Origin of the sequence: Micromonospora zhanjiangensis (assembly GCF_042650605.1) — a bacterium.
GTDB classification, from domain to species: domain Bacteria; phylum Actinomycetota; class Actinomycetes; order Mycobacteriales; family Micromonosporaceae; genus Micromonospora_J; species Micromonospora_J zhanjiangensis.
On record NZ_JBHSBN010000028.1, the window covers coordinates 55,492 to 81,318 of the forward strand.

The following is a 25,827-nucleotide window of genomic DNA, read 5'->3' on the forward strand; positions in this document are numbered from 1 at the left end:
GGGTCAGGGCTCGACCTGTTCGTCGTTCGGATTCACCGGGTCGGCGTTCAGATCCGCGCCGTCCCGCCCTCTCTGCTACGGTAACTGCATGCACATGCAGTCATCTGGACCCGGCGATGGCGGCGTCAGCGCGGCATGGTCGAAGGTCGCCGCGTTCGCCTCCGCGGTCGACGCCAGCCTGGACGGCTGGCTCGCGGACAGCTACCGGGTCGGGCTCACCGAGTTCCGGGCCCTGGTCTTCCTGGCTCAGGCGCCGGACAAGGAGTTGCGGGTCAACGACCTGGCGCAGCGGGTCGGGTTGAACCAGAGTTCGGCGACGCGGCTGGTGAGCCGGCTGGAGGCGAAGGGGTTCGCGCGCCGGGATCTCTGCCCGGACGATCGCCGCGGCGTCTACGCGGTCATCACCGAGCAGGGCCAGGCGCTGGTCCGTGAGGTGCGACAGCCCTACGAGGGGCGGATCCGCGCGTTGCTGGGGGAGGCGTCCACGCACTTCCGGCAACTGGACGTGAGTCAACTCGGTAGCGCCCTGCGGGAGATCGAGGACCTGCTCACCCCCTGAGCCGTCGCTCGGCTCGGCCCGGGCACCCCCTGACCCAATGACTGCATGTACATACAGTTAAACCCGTCCACGAGAGGAACACCTCAGCATGAACTGGCTCTACCTGGCCGTCGCCGTCGTCTTCGAGGTCGCCGTCGGCATCTCCGCGAGCAAGGCGAACGGCTTCACCGCGTTGTGGTGGACGATCGCCACCCTCGCCAACGGCGCGATCGGCACTTTCTTCCTCAGCCTCGCCCTGCTCACCTTCGACGTCGGCGTCGGCTACGCGATCTGGAGCAGCGTCGCCGGCCTCGGCATCGCCGGAGTCGGTGGCCTCTTCCTGTCCCAGCGCCTGACCTGGCGGAAGGCCCTGGGCATCGCCGTCGTCATCGGCGGGGTCGTCGGCCTCCAGCTCAGCGGCGCCGCGTGACCCCCCGTCCGTGGACCACCCGCGAAAGGACCCGATGACATGACCACCACGAACACCGCGAACACCGGGCGGAAGACCGGGCCCTGGCTGGTGCTGCTGCTGGCCGGAGCGTTCGAGGTCGGCTACGCGCTCAGCGTCGGCGGCAGTGAGGGCTTCACCCGACCGGGATGGTCCGTCGCCGCCGTCGTCTTCTTCCTGCTCACGCTGTTCGCCCTCAGCGTCGCCCTCAAGGGCATCGACGTCGGCATCGGCTACGCCGTCTGGGCCGGCATCGGCGCGGTCGGTGCGGCGCTGCTCGGGCCGGTCTTCTTCGACGAGGTGCTGACTCCGGCCCGGGCCTTCTGGCTGGCCGTGATCATCGGCGGCGTCGTCTGGCTCAAGCTCGCCGACAGTCCGAAGCTCGACCGGGCCCGGACCGGGACGAGCGGCCGCTAGCGGCCACCCGGCGCGTGCACCTCGCCAGACGTCGCCCGCGGAGGTCTCGCTCCGCCGCGGGCGACGTCACCGGGACGTCACCGCCCCGAGGAACGGCGGGTCAGGCGCCGACCACCTCGGACGACTCGACCAGGTCCGACTCGGCCGGCAGGCTGTCCATGAAGGAACTGACCGAGAAGACCGCGTTGCCGGCGCCGGGCGGGCCGTACCCGGGCGGGCTGGACAGGCCGTTGGCCTCCATGGTCGCCCGGTACGCCTCCAGCAGCCGGATGTGGTACTCCAACGGCGCGCCCTGCGGGTTGGTCCGCCCCAGCGGCGTGGTCGGCTCGGGGCACCAGGTGGTGAACCGCGGCGTGATGCCCCGAGACATGAAGTACTGCAGGCCCTCGGTGGTCGACTCGATCGCCTCGTCCACCGTCCGGAAGCCGAACGGCTCGGCCATCTCGATGCCGGCGACGAAGTTCGGGATCACGTTCCGGGCACCGAAGATCTCCGCCGAGTCCAGGATCCGGCGGTGCCACTCCGCCCGGCCGACGTACCGTTCCTTGCCCGGGCAGTGCAGCTCGAACAGCCGCTTGTCCCAGACCTCGTAGTTCGGGTGGTAGATCCGCACCCCGTAGTCGTGGAACCGCTGCACGTCCGCCTTCGGCAGCGCCTGGGCCACCACCTTGCCGATCCACCGGCCCGGGAAGCGTTCCTCGATCGCCTTGGCGTACCGGCCGTAGAAGTCGGCCTCGGCCAGCCCGTCCACCTTCGAGGTGATGCTGCCGCCGGTCAGCGTGTACGCCTTCGAGGTGCCGCCGGTGTCGTACCGGTCGATGATCTCCATCGCCTCCAGCACCTCGTCCACCGGCTTGACCCCGGTGTACGGGCGCCCGGCGGCCTTGTGCTGGCGCCAGTTGTGGTTGATGTCGCAGTACTGGCACTCCTCCTTGGCGCCGAAGTACTGGCACACCCGGAACACGGTCAGGTAGATCAGGTAGCCCCACTGGATGGTCGGCGCCACCTCCATCACCGACTTACCGTTCGCCAGCTTGTGCCGGTAGTACTCGGGCATCGGCGGCAGCCCGACGTCACCGATCGGCCGCCCGTCCAGGTGGAGCCGCAGTACGCCGTCGCCGTCGGCCTGGACCCGGTACGGCGAGTCGGGGTTGATCCGCACCGACACCACCGTCCGGCGCAGCCCGTACGGCCCGCCGGTGAGCACGATCTCCTCCGGCGGCCGGCGCAGCGCGGCGGTGCCCAGCTCGGGCAGCGTCCGGTGGTCGAACGAGAAGATGAAGTACGACTTCGGCTTGACCTCGCCGTCCTCGTTGTCGCTCAGCGCCGAGTCGTCGAACGCCATCCCGCCGCGCAGCAGGTCCTCCTTGATGACGGCCTCCCGCGGGATGTGCGGGAACCGCGCCATGAGGTCCTCGATCAGATCCGTACGGTTCTGCATCCGTCTCCCGCCTCGCCCTCGACGTCCTCGCCCTTGACGTCCTCGTCACCTGCGCCGGTGTGCCGGCCGTCCGCCCGACGGCGGGAGATCACCCGCCCCGGCCCCCTATGATGCTCCAGCCCCCGCCGGCCCTCACCGGCCGGGCGCCGGGTGTGACGGACGACGTATTTCCGGCCACCCGGTCCGTTTCGCCCTCCCGCCACCTGCCTCGCTCTGATCCCCGCCCGCCGCCCGCCGCCTGCCGCCTGCCGCCCGCTCCGCGCCGGCGGCGCCCGGCGACCGCCCCGCGCAACCGCCACCACCGCGCGCCCCTTTTGTCGCATTCGCACGGATCGCAGGCGCCCCGACGTGGCGCGGCGCCGGGGTTTGTGAACATCCAGTGCTGCTCCAACGACAACAAGTGCACCCAAACTCGCGGTGTGAGACGTCGAAGCTATGCCTTCCAGAACCGCGGAGAAAATCACCAGGGGAGCGGCGGGGGAGTGGACCCGGGTCGGGGCGGAGGTTATCCGCCCGCGCGTGCCGCATGCGTCGTCGCGGGTCGCGGCGGAACCCTTCACCCTTACGATCACGGAAAGTAATTACATCAAGCTGGTCGACCGCTCCGGGCCGGAACCGACCGCTCGCGAAGACCGGCCGCCTCTGGCGTCGTTACAGCGGACAACAGCCGCTTTCGGAATTCTTGATCTCCGGCTATCTCCGCACATGCCGCCCCCGGGCGGTTACACAATGTGACTGACGGGTTCGACCGGATCGGGAGGTGCCATGAGATTGAGCCGTCGGGCAAGGCGCTGGACAGCAGTCGTCGCGATCGGTCCGCTGGTGTTGGCCGGTGGCTGCACCAGCGGCTCCAAGAATGGCAAGGCGCAGGCGGCACCGCCGCCGACGTTGACGCTGAGCCCCGGCGGCAACGCCGCGAAGGTACCGATCAGCACCGAGGTCGGTACGGCGACCGACGGGAAGATCACCGCGGTGACGCTGACCGACGACAAGGGCGCGTCCGTCGCCGGCGACATGCGGCCCGACGGGTCGTCCTGGCTGCCGGGCCGACCGCTGGACTTCAAGCGGTCCTACACCGCGCAGGTGACGGCGACCAGCGCCGCGGGCAAGACCACCACCCAGACCACCAAGTTCACCACGATGGACAAGCCGGACAGTCAGGTCAAGACCGAGATGTACTTCGAGAGCGGCAAGACGTACGGGGTCAACATGCCGGTCACCGTCTCGTTCGACCCACCGGTGCCGAAGGAGAACCGGGCCGCGGTGCAGAAGCGACTGCTGGTCAACACCGACCCGCCGCAGCCGGGCACCTGGTCCTGGCCGGACGACGGCAAGCAGGTCGAGTACCGGGCCCCGGACCCGTGGCGGCTCGGCACGAAGATCAGCGTCCGGGCGGCGCTGGCCGGTCTGCCGATCAAGGACAGCTTCGGCGACGGTGACCACGTCGCGAGCGCCACCATCGCCCAGAACAAGGTGAACCTGGAGGTCGACAACAAGACCAAGCAGATGGCGGTCTACCGGGACGACAAGCTGCTCAAGAAGATCCCGGTCAGTCTGGGCAAGGCCAGCACCCCCTCCTCCAGCGGCAAGATGGTGATCATGGAGAAGTTCGACACCACGGTGTTCGACACCCGGGGCGAGCCCAACGGCGGCTACGTGGTCACCGTCTCCGACGCCCAGCGGCTGACCTGGGGCGGCGAGTTCATCCACGCCGCGCCGTGGTCCGAGGGGGAACAGGGCTACACCAACACGTCGCACGGTTGCGTCAACGTCTCCACCACGGCGGCGGACTGGCTCATGTCGGTGACCCACGTCGGTGACCTGGTCACCGTCAAGGGCACCGAGGTCACCCTCGACCAGGGCAACGGCTTCACCGCCTGGAACGTCAGTTGGGAGGAGTTCGCCCGGCACAGCGCCCTGCCGGTGCCGGCGGACCTCAAGCCCGCCCCGCAACCCGCGCCGTCCGCCTCCCCGGCACCCTCCGGGTCGTCGGCGCCGTCCGGCTCACCCGGCGGCACCGGCCCGGCCCCGGCGGACAGCCCGGCCGCCCCGGCGTCGTCCAACTCCGTGGGCGGCTGAACACCGGGGAACACCACCACCACCGGCAGCGCCGGCCGTAGGGGACCGCCCCGCCGGCCGGCGCCGCCGGTCCGAGGTCCGCTTCCGCCCCCAACCGCGCCGGCCGGTCCCACCGGTTGCGCCGGCGGTCGCACTCTCGCTTCCGCCCCCGCCGCGCCGGGCGTGGTACCTGTCGGCTGCGCACGACGGCCCGCTCAGTCGGTGGGCAGCGGGATCCGGGCCAGGGCCGGTTCGACCAGGCTGCCCAGCCAGAGGTGGTCGCCGTGCTGGCGGACGCCGGTGATCACCTGGTACGAGCCGGTCGGCCCGTGGACGGTACGCAGCACCCGGCCGTCCCCGTCGACCAGCGCCACCAGCCCGTACCGCCGGGGTTGGGGTTGGGCCGCCTGCGGCAGCAGGGCGGCGAGCTGGCGCAGCCGGGGGTGCGGCAGCAGCCGTTCGAAGACCGGCAGCCGGGGGCTGGGTAGAGCCAGCCAGTAGGTGCCGTCGCCGACCGAACTCATGTTGTCGCCGTGCGCCGGCAACTCGCTCAGCACGGTCGGCTCCCCGCCGGCGGCCGGCACCCGCAGCAGCCGGCTGGTGGAGGTCTCCAGCACCAGCACGGCCGACTCGTCCGGGGTGAGCGCCACGCCGTTCGGGAAGTAGAGGCCGTCCGCGACCACCTCGGTCCGGCGGGTGTCCGGGTGGTAGCTGAGCAGCCGCCCGTTCGGCCGGTGTTCCAGCAGGTCGAGCCGCCAGTGCGAGACCGGGAACCGGCACGAGCTGTCGGTGAAAAAGACGGTGCCGTCCCGGGCGATGGCCGCGTTGTTGCACAGGTTGATCTCCCGCCCACCGGCCGACCGGGTCAACTCGGTCAGCCCGCCGTCCTCGGTCAACCGCAGCAACCCCCGGTACGCGTCGCAGACCACCAGGCTGCCGTCCCGCGGGTCCACCTCGATGCCCAACGGCCGGCCCCCGGTCTCGACCAGCAACTCCGGCGAGCTGCCCGGTTCCGGGTCGGCCGGCCAGCGCCACACCCGGCCGTCCTCGCCGCCGGAGACCACCCGCCCGGCCGGGTCGATGACGACGTCCTCCGGGCCGTACCCGCTCGGCAGCGGGAACCGCTCGACGGCGTCCAACCGGCGGTCCCGCGCGGCCCACGGCCCGGTCAGCGGTGGCGGCACCGTCGCGGCCTCCCGACGGGGACGGATCAGGCGGGACACCCTGCGATTCGACATCCGTCCATTGTCCGACCGATCCGGGCCCGCCGTCACGCGTCTCCGTCGGTCAGCGCCCCGGCGAGCCGGCGCACGCCTTCGGCGAGTTCGGCCGGGTCGAGCCGGGAGAAGGACAACCGGATCCGGTCCCGGCCGGCCGCCCGGCCGGGGTAGAACCAGGTGCCCTCCAGGTAGGACACCCCGGCGGCCTCGGCCCGGGCCAGCAACTCGTCGGGCCCGGGCAGGTCGACCCGGTCCGCGCCGGACCGCAGCCACAGGAACCAGCCGCCGCCGGGCACGTCGAACCGGGCGTCCGGCAGGTGCCGGCGTACGGCGGTGACCAGCGCGTCGCGCTGCCGGCGGTAGCGGGCCAGGATCCCGCTCAGGTGCCGGTCGTACCCGCCGTCGGCGGCGAACTCGGCCATGGTCAGTGCGGTGGTGTGGTTGACGCCGCCGCCGCTGTCCACGTGGCCGCGCCGGTGCAGGCCGGCGACCAGGCCGGCGTCGGCGGTCAGCCAGCCCAGCCGGAGGCCGGGGGCGACGGTCTTGGAGAACGAGCCGACCCGGGCCACCGTACCGGTGGCGGCCGTGCTGAACAGCGAGGCCGGCGCCGGACCGTCGTAGCTCAGCTCCCGGTAGGTGTCGTCCTCGACGACCAGCAGGCCGGCCTCCTCGGCCATCGCCACCAGGCCGGCGCGCCGGTCGGACGGCAGGCTGCGCCCGGTCGGGTTGTTGAACGTCGGCACCAGGTACAGCATCGGCACCCGCCGGCCCCGCCGGCGCAGCGACCGGACCAGCTCCGCCGTGCCGGCCGGGTCGAGCCCGTCCCGGTCGGTGGGCGCCGCCACCAGGTCGACCCGGTGGTCGGCGACGATCCGCAACGCCAGGTGGTACGTCGGCGCGTCGACCAGCACCGCGTCGCCCGGCCGGCACACCGCGCCGGCCAGCAGGTCCAGCGCCTGCGACGCGCCGGCGGTGACGAAGACCTGGTCCGCCTCCGGCCGGTACGCGTCGACCCGGCCCAGCCGTTCGGTCAGCCACTCGACCAGCGGGCCGGGGCCGGCGGCGTACCCGTAGCTCAGCGCGGCCGAGCCGTACCGGCGCAGCGCGCCGGCGGTCGCGGTCGCCCACGCGTCGGTGGGCAGCGCCGCCGGGTGCGGATGTCCCCAGCCCAGGTCGATCACGTCCGGGCGGGCCCGGAACTGCACCACGGGCAGCTCATCCGGTCGACGGTGGGTCATGGCCCACGATAACCACGATCGACGAGGTACCGACGGCCGGCACGGGCCAGCACTAGCATGATCAGTTCGACCATGCGCGTCGATCGATGCACCGGTGCCGGTGGCCGCCCGCGGACGGCCCCGGCGCTCGGCTTCTGACGCCAGGCGGCGACCGCCGCCGTTCCGGACCGGACGGACCCCGGTTCTTGCATATTAGGTAAGGCTAACCTAATGTGATCTCCGCGGCTCCGGCCGTGGCCTGTCCGGACGACCGCTGGGAAGTCGCATGAGTTCGATCGGTAGCCCGCCCGGCACCGCGCCCGCCGACGACGCCGAGCACGGCTCGTCGGCGGCGCGCGGCCACCTGTTCAACGCCGCCACCGTCGAGCGGTACCGGGACGTGCTGGCCCGCGGCGTCGAACGGATCGCCCGCGGGGTACGGCGGGCCGACCGACCCTTCACCGGCGTCACACCGGCCGCCCTGATCCCGCTCGTCGACGCGATCGACCTGGACCGGCCGCTGGGGGACACCGACGCCGCCCTGGACGAACTGCACGACGTCTGGCTCCGCGACGCCGTCTGGTTCCACCACCCCCGCTACCTGGCGCACCTCAACTGCCCCGTGGTCATCCCGGCCCTGCTCGGCGAGGCCGTACTCAGCGCCGTCAACTCCTCCCTGGACACCTGGGACCAGAGCGTCGGCGCCACCCTGATGGAACGGCGGCTGATCGAGTGGACGGCCGGGCGGGTCGGCCTCGGCGCCACCGCCGACGGCGTGTTCACCAGCGGCGGCACGCAGTCCAACCTGCAGGCGATGCTGCTGGCCCGGGAGGAGGCGTACCGGCGGGCCGGCGGGGCGGACGACCGGTCGGCGGCGCTGGCCCGACTGCGGATCATCACCTCCGCCGCCGGACACTTCAGCGTGCAGAAGGCCGCCAAGCTGCTCGGCCTGGCATCCGACGCGGTGCTCACCGTGCCGACCGACGCGGGCCGCCGGATGCGCACCGACGAACTGGCCCGGACCATCGACCGCTGCCGGCGCGACGGGCAGGTGGTCATGGCGGTCGTCGCCACCGCCGGCACCACCGACTTCGGCACCATCGACCCGCTGCCGGAACTCGCCGACATCTGTACGGCGACCGGCATCTGGATGCACGTCGACGCCGCGTACGGCTGCGGGCTGCTGGTCTCACCCACCCGCCGGCACCTGCTCGACGGCATCGAGCGGGCCGCCTCGGTGACCGTCGACTACCACAAGTCGTTCTTCCAGCCGGTCTCCGCCAGCGCCCTGCTGGTGCGCGACGGTCGGGTGCTGCGGCACGCGACCTGGCACGCCGACTACCTCAACCCGGCGCGGGCGGCCGAGCGGGGCATCCCGAACCAGGTCGACAAGAGCATCCAGACGACCCGCCGGTTCGACGCGTGCAAGGTCTGGCTCACCCTGCGGATCATGGGACCGGACGCGATCGGCGCGCTCTTCGACCAGGTCGTCGACCTCGCGGCCCAGGCGTGGCGGCTGCTGGACGCCGACCCCCGGTTCGAGGTGGCGACCCGGTCCCCGCTGAGCACCGTCGTCTTCCGCCACCTGCCGCCGGGCGCCGACCCGGACCTGATCGACGAGGCCAACCTGCACGCCCGCGAGACGCTCGCCGGCTCCGGTGAAGCCCTGGTCGCCGGGACCACGGTCGACGGCGCCCACCACCTCAAGCTCACCCTGCTCAACCCCGAGACCACCGTCGAGGACATCGCCCACGTCCTCGACCTCATCGCCGACCACGCCGGCCGGTACGCCCGGGACAGGGCGGCCGAACTGTCCTGCCCGGTCGGCTGACCGGCGGCGGAGGGGAGAACCCGTGTCGACCCACGACTTCGTCGCCGTCGGGCTGGGCCCGTTCAACCTCGGCCTGGCCTGCCTGACCGCGCCGATCGACGACCTCGACGGACTGTTCCTGGAGGCGCGGGACGGCGTCGACTGGCATCCCGGGATGCTGCTCGACTCGACCCGGCTGCAGACGCCGTTCCTCGCCGACCTGGTCACCCTCGCCGACCCGACGTCGCCGTACTCGTTCCTGCGCTACCTGAAGGAGACCGGCCGGCTCTACCCGTTCTACATCCGGGAGAGCTTCTTCCCGCTGCGTGCCGAGTACGACGACTACTGCCGCTGGGCCGCCGGCAAACTGCCGAACCTGCGCTTCCGGCACACCGTCACCGCCGTCGAGTACGACGACGCCGACGGGCGCTACGTGGTGCGCGCCGAGACCCCCGACGGTCCGGTCACCCACCGGGCCCGGCACCTGGTGCTCGGCACGGGCACCCCGCCGTACCTGCCGGCGGTCTGCGCCGACCTGGGCGGCGACCTGATCCACAACTCCCGCTACCGGGAACACCGGGAGGCGCTGCGGGCCAAGCGCAGCATCACCGTCGTCGGCAGTGGCCAGAGCGCCGCCGAGGTCTACCGCGACCTGCTCGGCGACATCGACAGGTACGGCTACCGGCTCACCTGGGTCACCCGCTCGCCCCGGTTCTTCCCGCTCGAATACACCAAGTTGACGTTGGAGATGACCTCCCCGGACTACGTGGACTACTTCCACGCCCTGCCCGAGCCGACCCGCTACCGGCTGGAGTCCGCCCAGCAGCCGCTGTTCAAGGGCATCGACGCCGACCTGATCAACGACATCTACGACCTGCTGTACGCCAAGAGCCGGCCCGGTCCGGTGCCGACCCGGCTGCTGACCAACACCGAGCTGACCGGGGCCGCGTACGACGCCGGCCGCTACCGGCTCGGCCTGCGCCACACCGAGCAGGGCCGAGACGTCACGCTGGAGACCGAGGGACTGGTGCTGGCCACCGGCTACCGCTACCGGGTCCCCGAGTTCCTCACGCCGGTGCGCGACCGGCTCCGCCGGGACGCCCACGGCCGGCTCGACGTGGCCCGCAACTACAGCATCGACCACACCGGCCGGGGCGTGTTCCTGCAGAACGCCGGCACGCACACGCACAGCATCACCTCACCCGACCTGGGCATGGGCCCGTACCGCAACTCGTGGATCATTCGGGAGCTGACCGGCCGGGAGCACTACCCGATCGAGCGGCGGATCGCGTTCCAGGACTTCGGGGTGCCGGCATGAACGAACGCACCGAGCGGAGCGAGGGCCGTGAGGGCATGCCCGGCCGGCTCGGCATGAACGAACGCACCGAGCGGAGCGAGGGCCGTGAGGGCATGCCCGGCCAGCCCTGCATGAGCACGTTCACCCGCCTCGACGAGCGGCTCGGCGAGTTCGCGTTGCGCCCGCTGGACCCGGACGCCGACGCGGTGCTGCTGCACCGCTGGGTCACCCACCCGAAGGCCGCGTTCTGGCTGATGCGGGACGCCGACGTGGCGGCCGTGGCGCGGGAGTACCGGCGGATCGCCGCCCATCCGCACCACGACGCGTACCTGGGTCTGTGGCGCGGGGAGCCGGCGTTCCTGGCCGAACGGTACGACCCGGCCCGGGTGGAACTGGTCGGCCTGCACACCCCCGAGCCCGGCGACGTCGGCATGCACTTCCTGTGTCCGCACACCGACGTCCCCGTCCACGGCTTCACCCGTGCCGTCATCACCACGGTCCTGGCCTGGCTCTTCGTCGACCCGGCCACCCGACGCGTGGTGGTGGAGCCGGACGTGCGCAACCGGGCGGTGCACGCGCTCAACGCGACCGTCGGGTTCACCGTCGTGGGCGAGATCCGCAAGCCCGAGAAGGACGCGCTGCTCAGCGTCTGCACCCGGGAGCGGTTCCGGAACGCCACCGCGGCCGGCGCCGCCACCGACACGGAGACGTGCGGGTGAACCCGACCGTGGCCGTGGACCACCTGAACCCCGAGGCGTGGGCGAGCGCCAACCGGGCGCTGGTCCGCAAGGCGCTCGCCGAATTCGCCCACGAACGCCTGATCACCCCCGAGCCGGCCGGCGCCGGCCGGTGGACCGTACGCGGCGACGACGGCACCGTGGAGTACCGGTTCGCCGCGCAGCGGCTCGCCCTGGAGCACTGGCAGGTCGACGCCGGCAGCATCACCCGGCACCGGGCCGGCGACCAGATGCCGCTGGACGCGGTGGACCTCTGCCTGGAACTGCGCGGCGCGCTCGGCCTCACCGACGCGGTCCTGCCGGTCTACCTGGAGGAGATCACCGCCACCCTGGCCGGCGCGGCGTACAAGCTCGGCAAGCCCTCGGTCACCGCCGGCGAGCTGGCCGGGGCGGACTTCCAGGCGGTCGAGACGGGCATGACCGAGGGACATCCCTGCTTCCTGGCCAACAACGGCCGGATCGGCTTCGGGGTGCACGACCACCACCGTCACGCCCCGGAGGCCGCGGCGCCGGTACGGCTGCTCTGGTTGGCCGGGCACCGGGACCACACCACCTTCAGCTGCGCCGACGACCTCGACTACGACACCCTGCTCCGGGGCGAACTCGGCGCCGACACCATCGTCCGGTTCACGGCGGTGCTCACCGGTCTCGGCCTCGACCCGGCCGACTACCTGCTCATCCCGGTGCACCCGTGGCAGTGGTGGAACAAGCTCGCCGTCACCTTCGCCGGCGAGGTCGCCCGGCGCCGGCTGGTCTGCCTCGGCGAAGGGCCGGACGAGTACCTCGCCCAGCAGTCCATCCGCACCTTCTTCAACGTCAGCGACCCGGGTAAGCACTACGTCAAGACCGCCCTGTCGGTGCTGAACATGGGCTTCACGCGCGGCCTGTCCGCCGCGTACATGGCGGCCACGCCGGCCATCAACGACTGGCTCGTCGACCTGGTCGGCAACGACCCGGTGTTTCGCCGGACCCGCCTGTCGATCATCCGCGAGCGGGCCGCGGTCGGCTACCGGCACCGGCAGTACGAGACGGCGACCGACCGGCACTCCCCGTACCGGAAGATGCTGGCCGCGCTCTGGCGGGAGAGTCCGGTGCCCGACCTGGCGCCCGGGCGACGGCTGGCCACCATGGCCTCGCTGCTGCACCTCGACCGCGACGGCCGCCCGCTGGCCGGTGCGCTGATCGAACGGTCGGGCCTGTCGCCGGTGCGCTGGCTGCGCCGCTACCTGGACGCCTACCTGGTGCCGCTGCTGCACAGCCTGTACGCGTACGACCTGGTCTTCATGCCGCACGGCGAGAACGTCATCCTGGTGCTCGACGGCGGGGCCGTCGAGCGGGTGATCTTCAAGGACATCGCCGAGGAGATCGCGGTGCTGGACCCGGAGGCGGACCTGCCGGAACCGGTGCGGCGGATCCGGACCGCGGTCCCCGAGGACCAGAAGATCCTGGCCATCTTCACCGACGTCTTCGACTGCTTCCTGCGACACCTGAGCGCGGTCCTGCACACCCGGGACATCCTCGCCGAGGACGACTTCTGGCGGACCGTCGCCGACTGCGCCGTCGACTACGCCGCGTCGGTGCCGCACCTGGCCGACCGGCTGCGCCGGCACGACCTGTTCGCGCCGGCGTTCCCGCTGTCCTGCCTCAACCGGCTGCAGTTGCGCGACAACCGGCAGCTGCTCGACCTGGCCGACCCGTCCGCCGCGCTGCAGTTCGCCGGCAGCCTGGCCAACCCGATCGCCCGCTTCGCGCCGCGGCGATGAGCGCCGGCCGGGCGGCCGCCGGCCCGGGGTGCCCGCCGTCGGGGCAGTCCGGACCGGCGGCCGGCGGGCGCGCTCCGTCAGTTCACGCCGAGCAGGTCCACCACGAAGATCAGCGTCTCGCCGGGCTTGATCCGCCCGCCGGCGCCCCGGTCGCCGTACCCGAGGTGCGGCGGGATGACCAGCCGCCGCCGCCCACCGACCTTCATGCCGGCCACGCCACGGTCCCACCCGGCGATCACCTGGCCGCCGCCGACCCGGAAACTGAACGGCGAGCCACGGTTCCAGGAGGCGTCGAACTCCTCACCCGTGGAATGCGACACGCCGACGTAGTGCACGGTCGCGTTCTGGCCGGGCTGGGCCTCGGCCCCGTCACCGACCGTGAGGTCCTCGACGACGAGATCCGCCGGTGGTGCTCCCTCGACCGGTTCCACTACGGGCTTGCTCATGGGTCCCTGCTTCCTCTCGGTGACTGGACCCCCGCAATCTACCCGTCACAGTTGCCGCAGCGAGCGGGTCCACTGTTGGTAGAAGGCCGAGTCCCGTGGATCGCCGGAGCTCTTCTCCAGCAGGCCGACCGCGGCGAGGGCGGGGAACAGGTCGGCGTTCCCGCCGGTCGACCCGTCCGGACCGGGCTGCCGCAGGACGGCGACGTACAGCGCGAGCGCCTTGGCGTGTCCGTACCGGGCGGCGACGTACTGGAACACGCTGTAACCGAGCGCCGGGTTGAAGGCCCGGGCCGGCTCGGCCCAGAACGCCGCGTTGTCGGGCAGGTCGCCGGTGAACAGGTTCCGGTTCAGCCCGTCCCGGATCGTGGTCCGGAGCCGGTCCCGCAGGGCGGGCGCCTCCCGGGTCTGGACGTACCGGGCGAATCCCTGCACCGCCCAGTTCGCCGCGCCGAGGCCGTCCCGGGGCGCCTCGACCGGGCCGGTCCGGTCCGGCCTCGGCGCGACGACCGCCACCGACAGCGCCTGGGCGAGCTGGTGCTTCATCGTCTCGTACGGCGTGCCGAGGTGATCGGCGGCCAGGTTGACCACCACCCGGGCCCCGACGAAGTGGTCGTCCGGGGCCGGCCTGCCGTCGCCGGGTCGACGGACCGGCCGCAGGGCGCCCTCGGCCCAGGTGGGATTCGGACCGAACCAGCCCCGGAACAGCTCCGGCCGGGACGCGAGGAACACCACGAGCGCCTTCGGCGCCGGATTGTCCGCCCAGTCCCGGCGGACCGTCCGGCTGGCCCGTCCGGCGGCGTCGCGCCAGTCGTCCAGGTCCTTCACCCCGGCGTCGGCGGCGACCACGACGTCGCCCTGCCGGCGGACCCGCAACGCGGTCAGGTCCCACGGGTAGTCGAGCAGGTAGTCGGTGTCCACCCCGGCCCCGTCGACCGCCGCGGGACCGACGTCGACCAGTTTGACCACGCCGTCGACCAGGCCGAAGACGTACCGGTAGCGGGCCGCGTTCTCGGCCGTGTCGACGTCTCGCAGCCGTAACCGCAGCTCCACGTCGTGCGCCCAGGACCGCATCGGCAGCGAGTTGGCGTACCGGATCGTCCTGGCCGGCGGGGCCGTGCCCGGCACGGCGCGCAGGGCCGGCCGGTCGAGGTCGAACTGCCGCAGGTTCGCGAACACCTGTCGCTCGTGCCCGATCAGCGCCGCGTTGCCGGGGTCCACGTCGGCCAGCCAGCCGGCCTCCTCGCCGGTGCGCAGCGCGTCCGTGCGGCGGGCCAGGATCGGCGGCACCGGGTCGTCGTCCGTCGGCGGGCCGGCGGCCCGCCGGCCGGCACCCTCCGACTGGCAGGCGGACAGCGCCAGCGCCGAACCACTCAGGGTGACCAGCGCGCGCCGTCGAGAAAGGGCCATTCTGATCGCTCCCGGGTTCCGCCGCGGCACGCCTGACGCCGTACGAACGGGCCCGATCCGCCTCCGGCGGGCTGGCCCGGCCGGGTGATCCTAACGGTGCTCCCGCCGGGCCGCCCAGCGGCGACGAGTGGTCACCGACGGCCGTTCGGCTCGGTACGACCGTCATCCAGCGCCGCCTATGGTTCCAGCAATCGCTTTCCCGTACCTTGCAAACTGTTCGTCGGGACGGGGTGTGAGGTGAGGATGGGTAGCAGTCGGATCACAGTGCGTGAGATCGCCCGGTTGGCCGGGGTCTCCGTGGCCACCGTGTCCCGGGTCTCCAACGGCACCGGTCAGGTGTCGGAGGAGATGCGCCGCCGGGTGCTCGACGCGATCGAGAAGCACGGCTACCGTCCCGACCACCTCGGCCGGGCCCTGGCCGCCGGCCGGCACGGCGCGGTGGGCCTGGTCTTTCCCGGCCTGTCCGGCCCGTACTTCGCCGAGCTGATCCAGGGTTTCGAGTCCGAGGCGGTGCAGTCCGGGGCCAGCGTGCACATCCTCTGCACGCACCTGCGGTCGGACTCGGACGCCCAGGTGCTGGAAATGGGCCGGCGGGTGGACGGGATGGTCCTGCTCGGTGGCACGGTCGCCGACGAGACGGTGCGGCGGCTGGCCGAGACGATCCCGGTGGTGCTGCTGGCCGGGTCCGGCCACGAGACGGCCCCGGTGGTACGGGTGGACAACACCGCCGCGATGACCGGCCTGACCCGGCACCTGCTCGTCGAGCACGGCCTGCGTCGGCTCGTCTTCGTCGGTGATCCGGAAGGCTCGCCCGACGTCGGTCAACGGTGGGCCGGCTTCCTGGCCGCGTACCGGGGTCTCGGCGTCCTGCCGCCCGTCGGACCGGTCCGGGTGGGCATGCAGCAACCGGACGGGGTGCTGGCCGCCGGGCACCTGCTGCGCGGGCCGGAGCGGCCGGACGGGATCGTCTGCGCCAACGACGAACTGGCGCTCGGCGTCCTCGTCGGGGCGCTCGGCCGAGGGCTGCTGGTGCCGCGCGACGTGGCGATCACCGGTTTCGACGACGCGCCGATGGCCGCGCTGGTCTCGCCGCCGTTGACGACGGTGCGCCAGCCCGTCCGCGAGCTGGCGGCCGAGGCGGCCCGGCTCGTGCTGCGGGCGGTGGACGGGCGTGGCGCTCCGGTCGAGGGCGTGGTGCTGCCGACGGATCTGGTGATCCGGGCCAGCTGTGGCTGTGGGACCGACGCACCGGCCACCGGTCAGCCGATCTGACCGCCGGGCTTTGTCATGGCTTGTGGTTGGGGGGTGGGCCGGCGTGCCTGGCTTGTGGTTGGGGGGTGGGCCGGTGTGCCCGGCGTGGCCCGTCAGGCTTGATGTCCACGCCGGGCACGCCGGCCCACCCTCGCCGTGACCATCCGGGCCGCGGACACCGAAAAGGGCCGGGACCCCGGTGGTACGGGGTCCCGGCCCTTTTCGGTTGTTGTCTTAGCTGTTCCAGTACTGGGTGACCAGGTCAGCGGCCTGGGTCTCCCACTGGGCGTAGGCGTCCGGGTAGGCCGACACCTGAACCTTCTGCGCGGCGACGGTCAGCGGCAGCTTCTCCCAACCGTCGATCTGCTTCAGGCCCTTCAGGAAGGCGGTGGTGGAGTACTCGGGGTGGGTGATCTGCTCCGGGCTACCCCAACCGGACGACGGGCGCTGCTGGAACAGGCCCTGCGAGTCGTGGTCGTTGGCGTCACCCAGGTGGCCCAGGTTCTCCAGCTTCGACTCCTGCAAACTGGTGGCGATCGAGATGACCGCGGCACGCTCGTCCATACCGGCCTTCTTCGTCGCCGCCACGATCGCCTTGGCATTGGCCTTCTGCTCATCGTTCAGACCGATCTGCGACTGGTTGCCGCTCGGGGTGCCGTTCGGCATCAGCTTCTCCGGGGCCGGCTTGTCCACCGACACGGCCGCAGCAGCGGCCGGCTTCGCCACCGGCGTCGCCGCCTCGGCGGCCACCGCGTGGGAGATCGGACCGGCGACCACACCACCGGCGAACGTCAGACCAGTAACCGCGAGCAGGCTCTTCCGCATCAACGTGTTCATGACAAAGCTCCAATTCGGGGGTTAGACACCAACCCGCACGTTGGGGGACACGCGACAGGTCGGTGCAAGCACCACACAAACGGCGCTCAAAAACATGGGGGAAAAAGAATGTGGGGGGCGCCCGCAATACTGCCGGGGGGAAGGCGCTGCGGGCGCCGGCCAGATGTAACGACCACCGGCCGGCACCCATTCCCCGGGCGCCAGGCCCGCGCCCACCTACCGGGGCGCGCTACTGCGGTCGTACAGGGGGATTCAACGCCCCGACCCCCGCAGCGATTCCGGCCCACGGGCCTTCATAGCGCGGACATCCCCGACCGAATGTCCGATCCGGGCGGTTCGGACGGCGGCGGACTCGGACAAACGGGCCGCGGGGCACGGCGGAGATCGGCTCGCACATCGGCCGCCATGTGCGCGTGGGTTACCGATGCGGGCACGACAACCTCACTTTCGGTCTACATCGAATTCGTAGTAGCTACTACGAATTCGATGTAGGCCCAAAAGAAGGACCCACCCCCGACCGATGTCACCGGTAGTGACGACCACCGGAAGGGTGGTCTGGGCGGGCGGCCGGGTTGATGGTCGGGTTTGGGTGGGGCGGACGGCAGCATCGGGAGGCGGCGCCTCGATCTCCGTGGCGGCGTGACCGACGGCACACCGGTGGCCGCCGACGGTGTCCGGTTCGGCGGAATCGTGGGCGGGCCGGCTCGGTTGAATGCCCCGTACGACCGCAGGAGCGCTCCGGGTGGGGCAGCCCCGGTCGTGCATCCCCCTCGCGGATCCGGGCCTACCCCCATGGGCGACGAGGTTCGCACCCCCGAGCAAGGAAGGTGACTTCCTGATGAACTTCACCGCCATCACCAAGGATGTTTTCGCCCGCAAGACCGTGCTGGCGTTCGCCGGCCTGGCGTTCGCCGGTGGCGCGATCGGTGCCCCGGTGGCCCTGGCCACGGCCGTGGACCACCAGCAGCCCACCCGCCCGCCCGCGGCGTCGGAGTCCGTGCTGCCGGTCGGCAAGCCGGCCAAGCCGAGCGCGGACAAGCTGATGCCGAACGGCACCCCGCAGGCCGCCCAGTCGCGGATCGACCTGTCGAGCGAGCAGCGGGCCAACGCCAAGGCCATCGTCAACGCGACGAAGAAGAACGGCATGGACGAGCGCGCCGCGGTCATCTCGATCGCCACGTCGATGCAGGAGTCGAAGCTGAAGAACCTGGGTCACCTGGGTGCCGCCAACGACCACGACTCGCTGGGCCTGTTCCAGCAGCGTCCGTCGTCCGGTTGGGGCTCGCCGGAGCAGATCACCGATCCGCAGTACTCGACGACCGCGTTCCTGAAGGGCCTGAAGCAGGTCGACGGTTGGCAGCGGATGCCGTTGACCGCCGCGGCGCAGAAGGTTCAGGTGTCGGCCTACCCGGACGCCTACGCCCAGTGGGAGTCTCAGGCCGCCGACCTGGTCGGCCAGTACTGGAACAGCTGAGCGACGTAGGTGAGGAACGGCCCCCGCCCCGGTCACCCCGGGGCGGGGGCCGTCTCGCGTTCGCGGCGGCGTGCGGCGCGATGGTGCAGCGCGCTGTCCGCCACGGCGGCGACCAACGCCACCAGGACGAAACCGATCGCTATCACCAGCGCGTCCCGGAACGCCCGGGACCAGCCGCCGTGGGTGGCGGCCAGCGCCGAGAAGAAGACCGACCCCACGCCCGCGATTCCGGCGGCGGCCCCGATCCGCTGGCCGGTCTGCAACATGCCGGCCGCGCTGCCGGCCTGGGCCACCGGCACCTCGGACAGCGTCAGGGTCTGGTTCGGAGTGATCACCAGTCCGCTGCCGAGGCCGGCCATCAGCAGCGGTGCCGCCATCACCAGCGGCGCGCCGCGCCCGGGTACGAAGTGCAGAGCGACCATGACCGCGCCCAGTCCGATCGCGACCATGACCAGCCCGGTGGCCACCAACGGCCGGCCGAACCGGTTGACGATCCGGCCGCCGAACGCCGCGGTGGCCGCGGAGCCGAGCGCGAACGGTGTGATCGAGACGCCGGCCACCAGCGCGCTGTAGCCGAGCCCGAACTGCAGGAAGAGGCTGAAGACGAAGAAGATGGCGGTGAACCCGGCGAAGTAGAGCAGCCCGATCAGCGCGCCGAGGGTGTACGAGCGCAGGCCGAACAACGTCAGCCGGAAGACGGGTTCCCGTCGGCGCCCGTACCGGTGCTCCCAACCGGCGAAACCGGCCAGCACCGTTAGGCCGGCCGGGATGAACAGCCACTTGGCGGCGCCGCGCCACTGCTGGTCCTGCACCAGTGGCAGCAGCACCAACAGGACGCCGACGCCGAGCAGCGCCACCCCGACCAGGTCGAGACCGGACCGGCCGGGCCGGCCGGTGGCCGCCCGGCCCGGCAGCAACCGCCAGGCGAACAGGCTGGTGGGCACGCCGACCGGGACGTTGACGTAGAACACCCACCGCCAACCCTGCTGGGTTCCGGCCAGCGCGATCAGCGCGCCGCCGAGCAGCGGTCCCACCGCGGTCGAGATGCCGATCACCGCTCCGAGCATCCCGAACGGCCGGCCCCGCTCCGGTGGCCGGAACAGTTGCTGGATCAACCCGGCGACCTGCGGATTGACCACGCCGGCCGCGGCGCCCTGCACCAACCGCGCGGCGATCAGCCAAGCCGGCGACGCGGCGGCCCCGGCCGCCGCGCTGGAGAGGGTGAACAGCGCCAACCCGACGACGAAGACGGTGCGTCGTCCGTGCACGTCGCCGAACCGGCCGGCCGGCACCAGCACCAGACCGAAGGTGAGGGCGTAGCCGGACAGCACCCACTGCAGGCCGCTCGGTCCGGCCCGCAACGCCGTCTCGATCGACGGCAGCGCGACGTTGACGATGCTCACGTCCAGCAGCGTCATGAAGGCCGCGACCAGGCCGACGGCCAGCGCCGGCCAGCGGCGTACGTCGTCGGCCATCGTGTCCGGACCCGCGCCGCCGCGCTCAGGCCGGCTGCACCGCGCACCAGCGCGGTCCGAAGTCCAAGCCCTCCAGCGGCGAGTCCTCCCGGTGGACGAGATTCTTCTGGACCAGGTCGTGCAGCGGAGCCGTCACGTCCTCCTGGGACATCCCGGCCTCCTCGGCGATGACATCCGGGTACGGCACGTGGCCGCGCGCCTCCAGCGCGGTGACCGCGGCGAGCACCCGTTGTTCGACGTCCGAGAGTTGCACTTCCCGCATGTTGACCTCCTTCACCCCCGCCGGCGGGTGACTCGCGCCCGCCGTACCGCCGGTCGCCGCGTGGGACCCGGGCGCCGGTCGGCCCGCGGACCGGTTACCCGCTGCGCCGGTGATAATGCCCACCACCGCCACCGGCCATGCGACGATCATGGGACGCCGCTCTCGCCTAGGCTGCATGCCGTGAACGAGTGGGACGCCGCGGGCGGGCACGCCGCCGTGATCCGGTGGGACGAGTCGTGAGCGACTGGGACGTGGCCGTCGTCGGCGGTGGGCCCGCCGGCCTGTCCGCCGCGTACGTCGCGGCCGGCTCAGGCGCCCGGACCCTGGTCCTGGAGAAGGCGGAGCACCCCCGGTACAAGACCTGTGGCGGCGGCCTGATCGGTACCTCGCTGGCGGCCCTCGCCGGCCGGATCGAGGTACCGGTGCGGGACGAGATCGACAGTGTCACGTTCACCAGCGCCGGCCGGCGGGAGTTCACCCGCCGCGACGGGACCGGCCCGCTGCTGGCCATGGTGCGCCGGGACGAGTTCGACGACCGGCTGCGGGTCGCGGCCGAGGCCGCCGGGGCCGAGGTCCGCCAGCGGGCGGCGGTCCGCGCGATCGACCAGGACGCCGACCGGGTACGCCTGCGGTTGGCCGACGGTTCCGAGGTGTCCGCCCGGTCGGTGGTGGGTGCCGACGGGTCGGCCGGCGTCACCGCCCGGCACGTCGGTGTCCGGTACGACCAGGTCGACCTCGGCCTGGAGGTGGAGCTGCCGATCCCCGAGCCGCTCGTCGACCGGTGGCGGGGCCGGCTACTGCTGGACTGGGGAACCCTCCCCGGCTCGTACGGTTGGGTCTTCCCCAAGGGTGACCAGCTCACGGTGGGTGTCATCGCCTCCCGTGGACAGGGCGAGCCGACCCGGCGCTACCTGCGGGAGTTCGTCGACCGGTTGGGCCTGGCCGGGATCGAGCCGCGGTACGACTCCGGCCACCTGACCCGGTGCCGGACCGACGACTCGCCGCTGCGCCGGGGCCGCGTCCTGGTCGCCGGCGACGCGGCCGGACTGCTGGAACCATGGACCCGGGAGGGCATCAGCTTCGCCCTGCGATCGGGGGCGCTGGCCGGCGCCGCGGCGGCCGCCGACGATCCGGACCGGTACGTCGCCGACGTGGGGGAGCGGCTGGTGCCGGAGATGCGGGCCGGCCGGCGGCTGCTGGCCGCCTTCGCCCGGCATCCGAACGCGTTCCACGCGGCGCTGGCCACCGCGCCCGGGTGGCGGATGTTCGGCCGGTTCTGTCGGGGCGAGGCGTCGTTCCAGCGCACCGTGACCCGCCGCCCGGTCCGGGCCGCGCTGGCCCTGCTGCGCTGAGCGCGCCGGGCCGCGCCGGGCGCTGGGCAGGCGGGTCCGGGTCGCGGTGGCCCACCCGCGAGGAGGGTTTCAGAGCACAATCACGGCCCGGCCGTGGATCTCGCCCCGGCGCAGCAGCTGGTACGCCCGGACCGCCTCGTCGAGCGGGAACCGCCGGACGTCGGCGTGCAGCAGACCGGCCGCGGCCAGGGCGATGACCTCCTGGAGCTCGGCGCGGGTGCCCCAGAACGGCACCCGGACGCTTGCCTCCAGCGGGATCGACGCAGCGACGCTGGGCCGGACCGCCAGGGTGCCCCCGCCGAGCCCGACCAGCGAGAGATGACCGCCGGTGGCGACCACCTGGCGGGCGGTCTCCAGGGTGGCGTCCACCCCGACGCAGTCGATCACGACGTCGGCGCCGTCCGGGGCCGGTCCGGTGAGCGCCCGGATCCGGTCGACCGTGTCCGGTCCGGCCGGCACGGCGTGCCGGGCGCCCAAACGGGTGGCCAGGTCCAGGGCCGCGGCGTCGCTGTCCACCGCGATCACGGTCACCGCGGTGGTGGCCGCGAGAATCTGCACGGCCATGTGGCCCAGCCCGCCGATGCCGATGACCACGCAGCAGGTGCCCGGTCGCAGCGCCGGCCGGGCCAGTTCGATCGCGTGGTACGGGGTCAGCCCCGCGTCGGTCAGCGGGGCGGCCTGGACCAGATCCAGGTCGCCGAGCTTGAGCAGCCGGGACGCCGGCACCGCGACGTAGTCGGCCAGACCGCCGTCGCGGCTGAGTCCGATGCCGCCGAGCGGGACGGTCCGGCACCGGTTCTCCTGGCCGCGCAGGCAGGCACGGCACTGTCCGCAGCCGAGGATGCCGTAGACCGCGGCCGCCTCGCCGGGCCGCCAGCCGGTCACCGCCTCGCCGAGCCGTTCCACCCGACCCGCGATTTCGTGACCCAGGGTGAGCGGGGTGGGGAACGCGCCGGCCGGCGCGTCCAGGATGTGCAGGTCGGAGTGGCAGGCGCCGACCGCGCCCACGGCGAGCAGGACGTCCTCCGGTCCGATCTCCGGCGTCGGCACCTCGACCAGGTCGAGCGTTCCGGGTCCGGTCAGGCGGGCTGCGCGCATGGTCGTTCTCCGTCCGGTGGACCTGCCAGGGCTGCCAGCGTCGGCCCGGTTACCCGACCACGCGCCGTTGATGCGCCGGTTACATCCGGGTAGGGCGACTTTGCCGGCACCGTTGTGAAGCGGGGACTTGACATCTTCCCGAAGCTTCTCCAATCTGAAGTTGTTACTTCAGATTGGAGTCCGGATCATGGTCGAGCCGTCCGACCGGTTACCACCGCGCGTCGTCGTCGGTGCCGAGGCGCTGGCCGCGCTCGCCGTACCGGCCCGGTTCGCGCTGCTCGACCACCTGCTCGCGGCGGGTCCCCGGACGGCGAGCCAGTGCGCCGAGGTGATCGGTGAGAGCGCCTCGAACTGCTCCTGGCACCTGCGGGCGCTGGCCAGGGTGGGTCTCGTCGAACCGGCCGACCGCCGGCCCGGCGACGACGCCCGGACCCGGCCGTGGCGGGCCACCGCCGTCGGGTTCGACTTCTCCACCGCGTCCGGCCCGGCCGCCGAACTGGCCGGCACCGTCGTCACCGGCCTGTCGGCCACCCACGCCGACCGGCTCTACCAGCGCTATCTGGCGGCCCGGGACGGCCTGCCGACCGCCTGGACCGAGGCCGCCGGCGCCAACGGCTACGCGCTCGACCTCACGCCGGACGAACTGCGTGCCCTGCTGGCCGCGCTGGACGACCTGATCCGGCCGTACGTCCGGCCGATCCGTCGGGACGCGCCGGCCGGCAGCGCGATCGTGCACCTCACCCTGCGCGCCTTCCTCAACCCCGACCTCGCCGCGCCCACCGCCGAAACCGCGCCCACCGCCGAACCGGATCGGGCGGACCCGGCGTGAGTCTCCTGCGGGTGGTGCGCCGCCCCGGCGTCGGCCGGCTCGGCGGTGCCGGCCTGCTCTCCGGGCTCGCCGACTGGATGCTCTTCATCGCCCTGCCGATGTACGTCCTGCGGCTCACCGGCTCGCCCCTGGTGACCGCGACCGTGTTCGCCCTGGAACTCGTGCCGACCGTGCTGGCCAGCCCGCTGGCCGGAGTACTGGTCGACCGGTTCGACCCGTGGCGGCTGATGACCGCGGTGGCCCTGCTGCAGGCCGGCTGCCTGTTACCGCTGCTGCTGGCCACCTCCGCCGACCGGCTCTGGTTGGTCTACCTCGTGGTGGTGGTGAAGTCGATGCTGGGCACCGTCATCGAGCCGTGCCGCACCACGACGGCCGCTCGGTTGGTGCCCCCGGACGAGCTGATACCGGTCAACCAGGCGATGGGTGTGCTGTCCAGCCTCGCCCGGCTGGTCGGCGGGCCGCTGGGCGGTCTGTTGCTCGCCCGGTACGGCGCCCACGGCGTCGTGCTGGTCACCGCGACCACGTTCGGCGCGGTGGCGACGTTCCTCGCCCTCCGCCGCCACCATCCCGGCGCCACCGCTGGCCGCCCCGGCCCGGGCGCCACCGTCCCGGGCCGGCACGACGGCGGCACCGTCCCGGGCCGGCACGACGGCGGCACCGTCCCGGCCCCGGCCGGCACGGATCCGTCCGGCCGCCCGGCACCGACCACCCGCCCGGTTCGGGAGCCGATCCACCCGGTACGGGACTGGCTCGACGGTGTCGCGGTGGTGGCCCGCGTACCGGTGCTGCGCCGGGTGATGGGCGTGGCCGGCTGCATGGCGTTGGCCCAGGGCGCCTTCGTCGTCCTGTTCGTCCTGTTCGTTGTCCGGGACCTGGGCGGCGGCGAGTCCGAGGTCGGGGTGCTGCGCGGCGTCCAAGCGATCGGCGCGTTGGCCGGCGGCGGGTTGCTCGGCCTGGTGGCCCGGCGGACGACCGCCGGTCGGCTGGTCGCCGGGGCGTTGGCCGTCTTCGGCGGGTTGTCCCTGGTCACCTGGAACGCCACGGCCGTCACCACGACCTTCGGCGTGTACGTCGGGTTGTTCATCGCCGCCGGGCTGCCCGGACTCGCGTCGATGACCGGCCTGTTCACGCTGCTGCAGGCGCACTCGCCGGACGCCTACCGGGGCCGGGTGATGAGCGCCTTCTTCGCGGTCTACGGCGGCGTACAGGCGCTCGGCATGCTGCTGGCCGGTCTGGTCGGCACCGGAACCGGCCTCACCGTGGCGCTGGACGCGCAGGGCGCCTGCTACCTGGCCGCCGCCGCACTCGCCCTGCGGCTGACCACCGATCGTCAGTCGCCGGGTCCGGGCAGGTCCCGGATCATCATGACCTCCCGCCGTACGCCGTCCGGCATGACCCCGACGATCTCGCCGGTGGGCCGGAAGCCGGCGCGCCGGTAGAGGCCGATGGCGGGTGCGTTGTCCTCCACCACGCCGAGTCGCAATTCGGTCGCGCCGATCCCCACCGCCCATTGGGTGATCGCGTCGACGAGCCGGTCACCGACCCCGCGACCGCGACCGGCCGGTGCCACCCACATCGAGATCAGCTCGGCCTGCCCGGCGACGTCGGTGGGCACCCCGCTGGCCATCCCCACCGGCTCCCCGTCCAGCACCGCCACCACGTTGTACGACCCGGGCAGCGCCAGCCGGCCCCGCCAGCGTTCCGGCCGGTCACCGTCGCCCTGCCAGTCGGCGAGCCGGGAACCGAACGCGGACGGCGCGTCCGCGAGGGCCGCCAACCGCAGTTCCCGCCACACCGGCCAGTCGTCGACCTTGAGCACACGCATCTCGATCACCGCACGAGCGTGGTCGAACGCGGACGTACCCGACAAGCCATTTCCGACTCGATGGCCGCCCGTCTCGCCCAAACCCGACCCACCACCCCAACCACCTTCCCGGCGGTCATCCCTACCGGTGACGTCCACCGGGAAGAACGGGTCGTGCCCGCATCGGTGACCCGCCCGCACACGGCCCGGACCGGACATCCGGTCGCGAATGTCCGCGCTAGGAAGGCCCGCCGGCCGGAATCGCCGCGGGGGTGGGGGCGTTGAATCCCCCTGTACGACCGCAGTAGCGCGCCCCGGTAGGTGGGCGCGGGCCGAGCCCCCCGGGAATGGGTGCCGGCCGGCGGTCGTTACATCTGGCCGGCGCCCGCAGCGCCTTCCCCCCGGCAGTTCGCGGGCGCCCCCCACATTCTTTTCCCCCGACTTCTTTTCCCCCGAATGAGCGCCGTTTGTGTGGTGCTTGCACCGGTCTGTGGTTCCCCCATGTGCGGGCTGGTGTCTACCCCCGAATTGGAGCTTTGTGATGAACACGTTGATGCGGAAGAGCCTGCTTGCGGTTACTGGTCTGACGTTCGCCGGTGGTGTGGTCGCCGGTCCGATCGCGCACGCGGTGGCCGCCGAGGCCGCC

General features: G+C 72.5%; 23 protein-coding genes. 13 read left to right on the forward strand and 10 right to left on the reverse strand.

All coding sequences use genetic code 11. The annotated features are described in order from the left end of the window. Positions 1-88: 88 nt before the first annotated feature. The 3 genes from ACFOX0_RS28085 (at position 89) to ACFOX0_RS28095 (ending at position 1,403) form a co-directional block, all read left to right on the forward strand. A complete protein-coding gene (locus tag ACFOX0_RS28085; protein ID WP_377551608.1) occupies positions 89-559 on the forward strand; it encodes a MarR family winged helix-turn-helix transcriptional regulator in 471 nt (156 codons plus the stop codon). A gap of 88 nt (positions 560-647) precedes the next feature. Beyond that, positions 648-968, forward strand: a complete 321-nt coding sequence (locus ACFOX0_RS28090) for a DMT family transporter (protein ID WP_377551611.1) — start codon at positions 648-650, stop codon at positions 966-968. A 39-nt stretch (positions 969-1,007) separates the two neighbouring features. After that, a complete protein-coding gene (locus ACFOX0_RS28095; protein ID WP_377551613.1) occupies positions 1,008-1,403 on the forward strand; it encodes a DMT family transporter in 396 nt (131 codons plus the stop codon). A 100-nt stretch (positions 1,404-1,503) separates the two neighbouring features. Here the strand turns inward: ACFOX0_RS28095 and ACFOX0_RS28100 are convergent, their stop codons facing one another. Then, a complete protein-coding gene (locus ACFOX0_RS28100) occupies positions 1,504-2,844 on the reverse strand; it encodes a radical SAM protein (protein ID WP_377551615.1) in 1,341 nt (446 codons plus the stop codon). 765 nt (positions 2,845-3,609) lie between these two features. On the opposite strand from ACFOX0_RS28100, the gene ACFOX0_RS28105 reads away from it, so the two are divergent. After that, positions 3,610-4,923, forward strand: a complete 1,314-nt coding sequence (locus ACFOX0_RS28105; RefSeq protein ID WP_377551618.1) for a L,D-transpeptidase — start codon at positions 3,610-3,612, stop codon at positions 4,921-4,923. Positions 4,924-5,117: 194 nt separating this feature from the next. Here ACFOX0_RS28105 and ACFOX0_RS28110 read toward each other — a convergent pair whose 3' ends face one another. Together ACFOX0_RS28110 and ACFOX0_RS28115 are read right to left on the reverse strand one after the other, a co-directional pair. Further along, positions 5,118-6,140: an SMP-30/gluconolactonase/LRE family protein gene (locus ACFOX0_RS28110; RefSeq protein WP_377551620.1), complete on the reverse strand. Its 1,023-nt coding sequence runs from the start codon at positions 6,138-6,140 to the stop codon at positions 5,118-5,120. A 32-nt stretch (positions 6,141-6,172) separates the two neighbouring features. Continuing rightward, positions 6,173-7,360: an aminotransferase-like domain-containing protein gene (locus tag ACFOX0_RS28115; protein WP_377551623.1), complete on the reverse strand. Its 1,188-nt coding sequence runs from the start codon at positions 7,358-7,360 to the stop codon at positions 6,173-6,175. Positions 7,361-7,625: 265 nt separating this feature from the next. Between ACFOX0_RS28115 and ACFOX0_RS28120 the strand changes: the two genes are divergently transcribed. From ACFOX0_RS28120 to ACFOX0_RS28135, 4 genes are all read left to right on the forward strand, one after another. Further along, positions 7,626-9,170 (forward strand): pyridoxal phosphate-dependent decarboxylase family protein, encoded by a 1,545-nt coding sequence (locus ACFOX0_RS28120; RefSeq protein WP_377551625.1) that lies wholly within the window; start codon positions 7,626-7,628, stop codon positions 9,168-9,170. Positions 9,171-9,192: 22 nt separating this feature from the next. Further along, a complete protein-coding gene (locus ACFOX0_RS28125) occupies positions 9,193-10,467 on the forward strand; it encodes a lysine N(6)-hydroxylase/L-ornithine N(5)-oxygenase family protein (RefSeq protein ID WP_377551628.1) in 1,275 nt (424 codons plus the stop codon). A 110-nt stretch (positions 10,468-10,577) separates the two neighbouring features. Next, on the forward strand, positions 10,578-11,165 hold the full coding sequence (locus ACFOX0_RS28130; protein ID WP_377551668.1) for a GNAT family N-acetyltransferase: 588 nt from the start codon (positions 10,578-10,580) through the stop codon (positions 11,163-11,165). Next, the gene (locus ACFOX0_RS28135) at positions 11,162-12,946 is read left to right on the forward strand and encodes an IucA/IucC family protein (protein ID WP_377551631.1); all 1,785 of its coding nucleotides are present in this window, start codon (positions 11,162-11,164) and stop codon (positions 12,944-12,946) included. Before ACFOX0_RS28130 ends, ACFOX0_RS28135 begins: the two co-directional genes overlap by 4 nt. Positions 12,947-13,023: 77 nt before the next feature. Here ACFOX0_RS28135 and ACFOX0_RS28140 read toward each other — a convergent pair whose 3' ends face one another. After that, positions 13,024-13,392 (reverse strand): FKBP-type peptidyl-prolyl cis-trans isomerase, encoded by a 369-nt coding sequence (locus ACFOX0_RS28140; RefSeq protein ID WP_377551633.1) that lies wholly within the window; start codon positions 13,390-13,392, stop codon positions 13,024-13,026. Between the two features lie 45 nt (positions 13,393-13,437). Continuing rightward, positions 13,438-14,799, reverse strand: coding sequence for a hypothetical protein (locus ACFOX0_RS28145; RefSeq protein ID WP_377551635.1), 1,362 nt, complete (start codon positions 14,797-14,799; stop codon positions 13,438-13,440). Positions 14,800-15,042: 243 nt separating this feature from the next. Here ACFOX0_RS28145 and ACFOX0_RS28150 point away from each other — a divergent pair, with 243 nt between their 5' ends. Then, the gene (locus ACFOX0_RS28150; RefSeq protein WP_377551638.1) at positions 15,043-16,071 is read left to right on the forward strand and encodes a LacI family DNA-binding transcriptional regulator; all 1,029 of its coding nucleotides are present in this window, start codon (positions 15,043-15,045) and stop codon (positions 16,069-16,071) included. A 213-nt stretch (positions 16,072-16,284) separates the two neighbouring features. On the opposite strand, the gene ACFOX0_RS28155 is transcribed toward ACFOX0_RS28150, so the two are convergent. After that, positions 16,285-16,887: a hypothetical protein gene (locus tag ACFOX0_RS28155; protein WP_377551640.1), complete on the reverse strand. Its 603-nt coding sequence runs from the start codon at positions 16,885-16,887 to the stop codon at positions 16,285-16,287. An 838-nt stretch (positions 16,888-17,725) separates the two neighbouring features. Here ACFOX0_RS28155 and ACFOX0_RS28160 point away from each other — a divergent pair. Beyond that, complete coding sequence (locus ACFOX0_RS28160) at positions 17,726-18,361, forward strand: hypothetical protein (protein ID WP_377551643.1); 636 nt, start codon at positions 17,726-17,728, stop codon at positions 18,359-18,361. Positions 18,362-18,393: 32 nt separating this feature from the next. On the opposite strand, the gene ACFOX0_RS28165 is transcribed toward ACFOX0_RS28160, so the two are convergent. Next, positions 18,394-19,836, reverse strand: coding sequence for an MFS transporter (locus ACFOX0_RS28165; protein WP_377551646.1), 1,443 nt, complete (start codon positions 19,834-19,836; stop codon positions 18,394-18,396). Positions 19,837-19,861: 25 nt separating this feature from the next. Continuing rightward, entirely contained in the window at positions 19,862-20,098 is a 237-nt protein-coding gene (locus tag ACFOX0_RS28170) for a hypothetical protein (RefSeq protein WP_377551648.1), read from the reverse strand. Positions 20,099-20,334: 236 nt separating this feature from the next. On the opposite strand from ACFOX0_RS28170, the gene ACFOX0_RS28175 reads away from it, so the two are divergent. Then, positions 20,335-21,450 carry a geranylgeranyl reductase family protein gene (locus tag ACFOX0_RS28175; protein ID WP_377551650.1) on the forward strand — a complete coding sequence of 372 codons (1,116 nt, stop codon included), beginning with the start codon at positions 20,335-20,337 and terminating at the stop codon, positions 21,448-21,450. Between the two features lie 69 nt (positions 21,451-21,519). Here the strand turns inward: ACFOX0_RS28175 and ACFOX0_RS28180 are convergent, their stop codons facing one another. Then, positions 21,520-22,548, reverse strand: a complete 1,029-nt coding sequence (locus ACFOX0_RS28180; protein WP_377551652.1) for an NAD(P)-dependent alcohol dehydrogenase — start codon at positions 22,546-22,548, stop codon at positions 21,520-21,522. Positions 22,549-22,735: 187 nt separating this feature from the next. Between ACFOX0_RS28180 and ACFOX0_RS28185 the strand changes: the two genes are divergently transcribed. Together ACFOX0_RS28185 and ACFOX0_RS28190 are read left to right on the forward strand one after the other, a co-directional pair. Then, positions 22,736-23,377 (forward strand): helix-turn-helix domain-containing protein, encoded by a 642-nt coding sequence (locus tag ACFOX0_RS28185; protein WP_377551655.1) that lies wholly within the window; start codon positions 22,736-22,738, stop codon positions 23,375-23,377. Next, positions 23,374-24,816, forward strand: coding sequence for an MFS transporter (locus tag ACFOX0_RS28190; RefSeq protein ID WP_377551658.1), 1,443 nt, complete (start codon positions 23,374-23,376; stop codon positions 24,814-24,816). Before ACFOX0_RS28185 ends, ACFOX0_RS28190 begins: the two co-directional genes overlap by 4 nt. On the opposite strand, the gene ACFOX0_RS28195 is transcribed toward ACFOX0_RS28190, so the two are convergent. Beyond that, on the reverse strand, positions 24,708-25,202 hold the full coding sequence (locus ACFOX0_RS28195) for a GNAT family N-acetyltransferase (protein ID WP_377551671.1): 495 nt from the start codon (positions 25,200-25,202) through the stop codon (positions 24,708-24,710). The two genes, ACFOX0_RS28190 and ACFOX0_RS28195, sit on opposite strands and share 109 nt — an antisense overlap. Between the last annotated feature and the right edge of the window lie 625 nt (positions 25,203-25,827).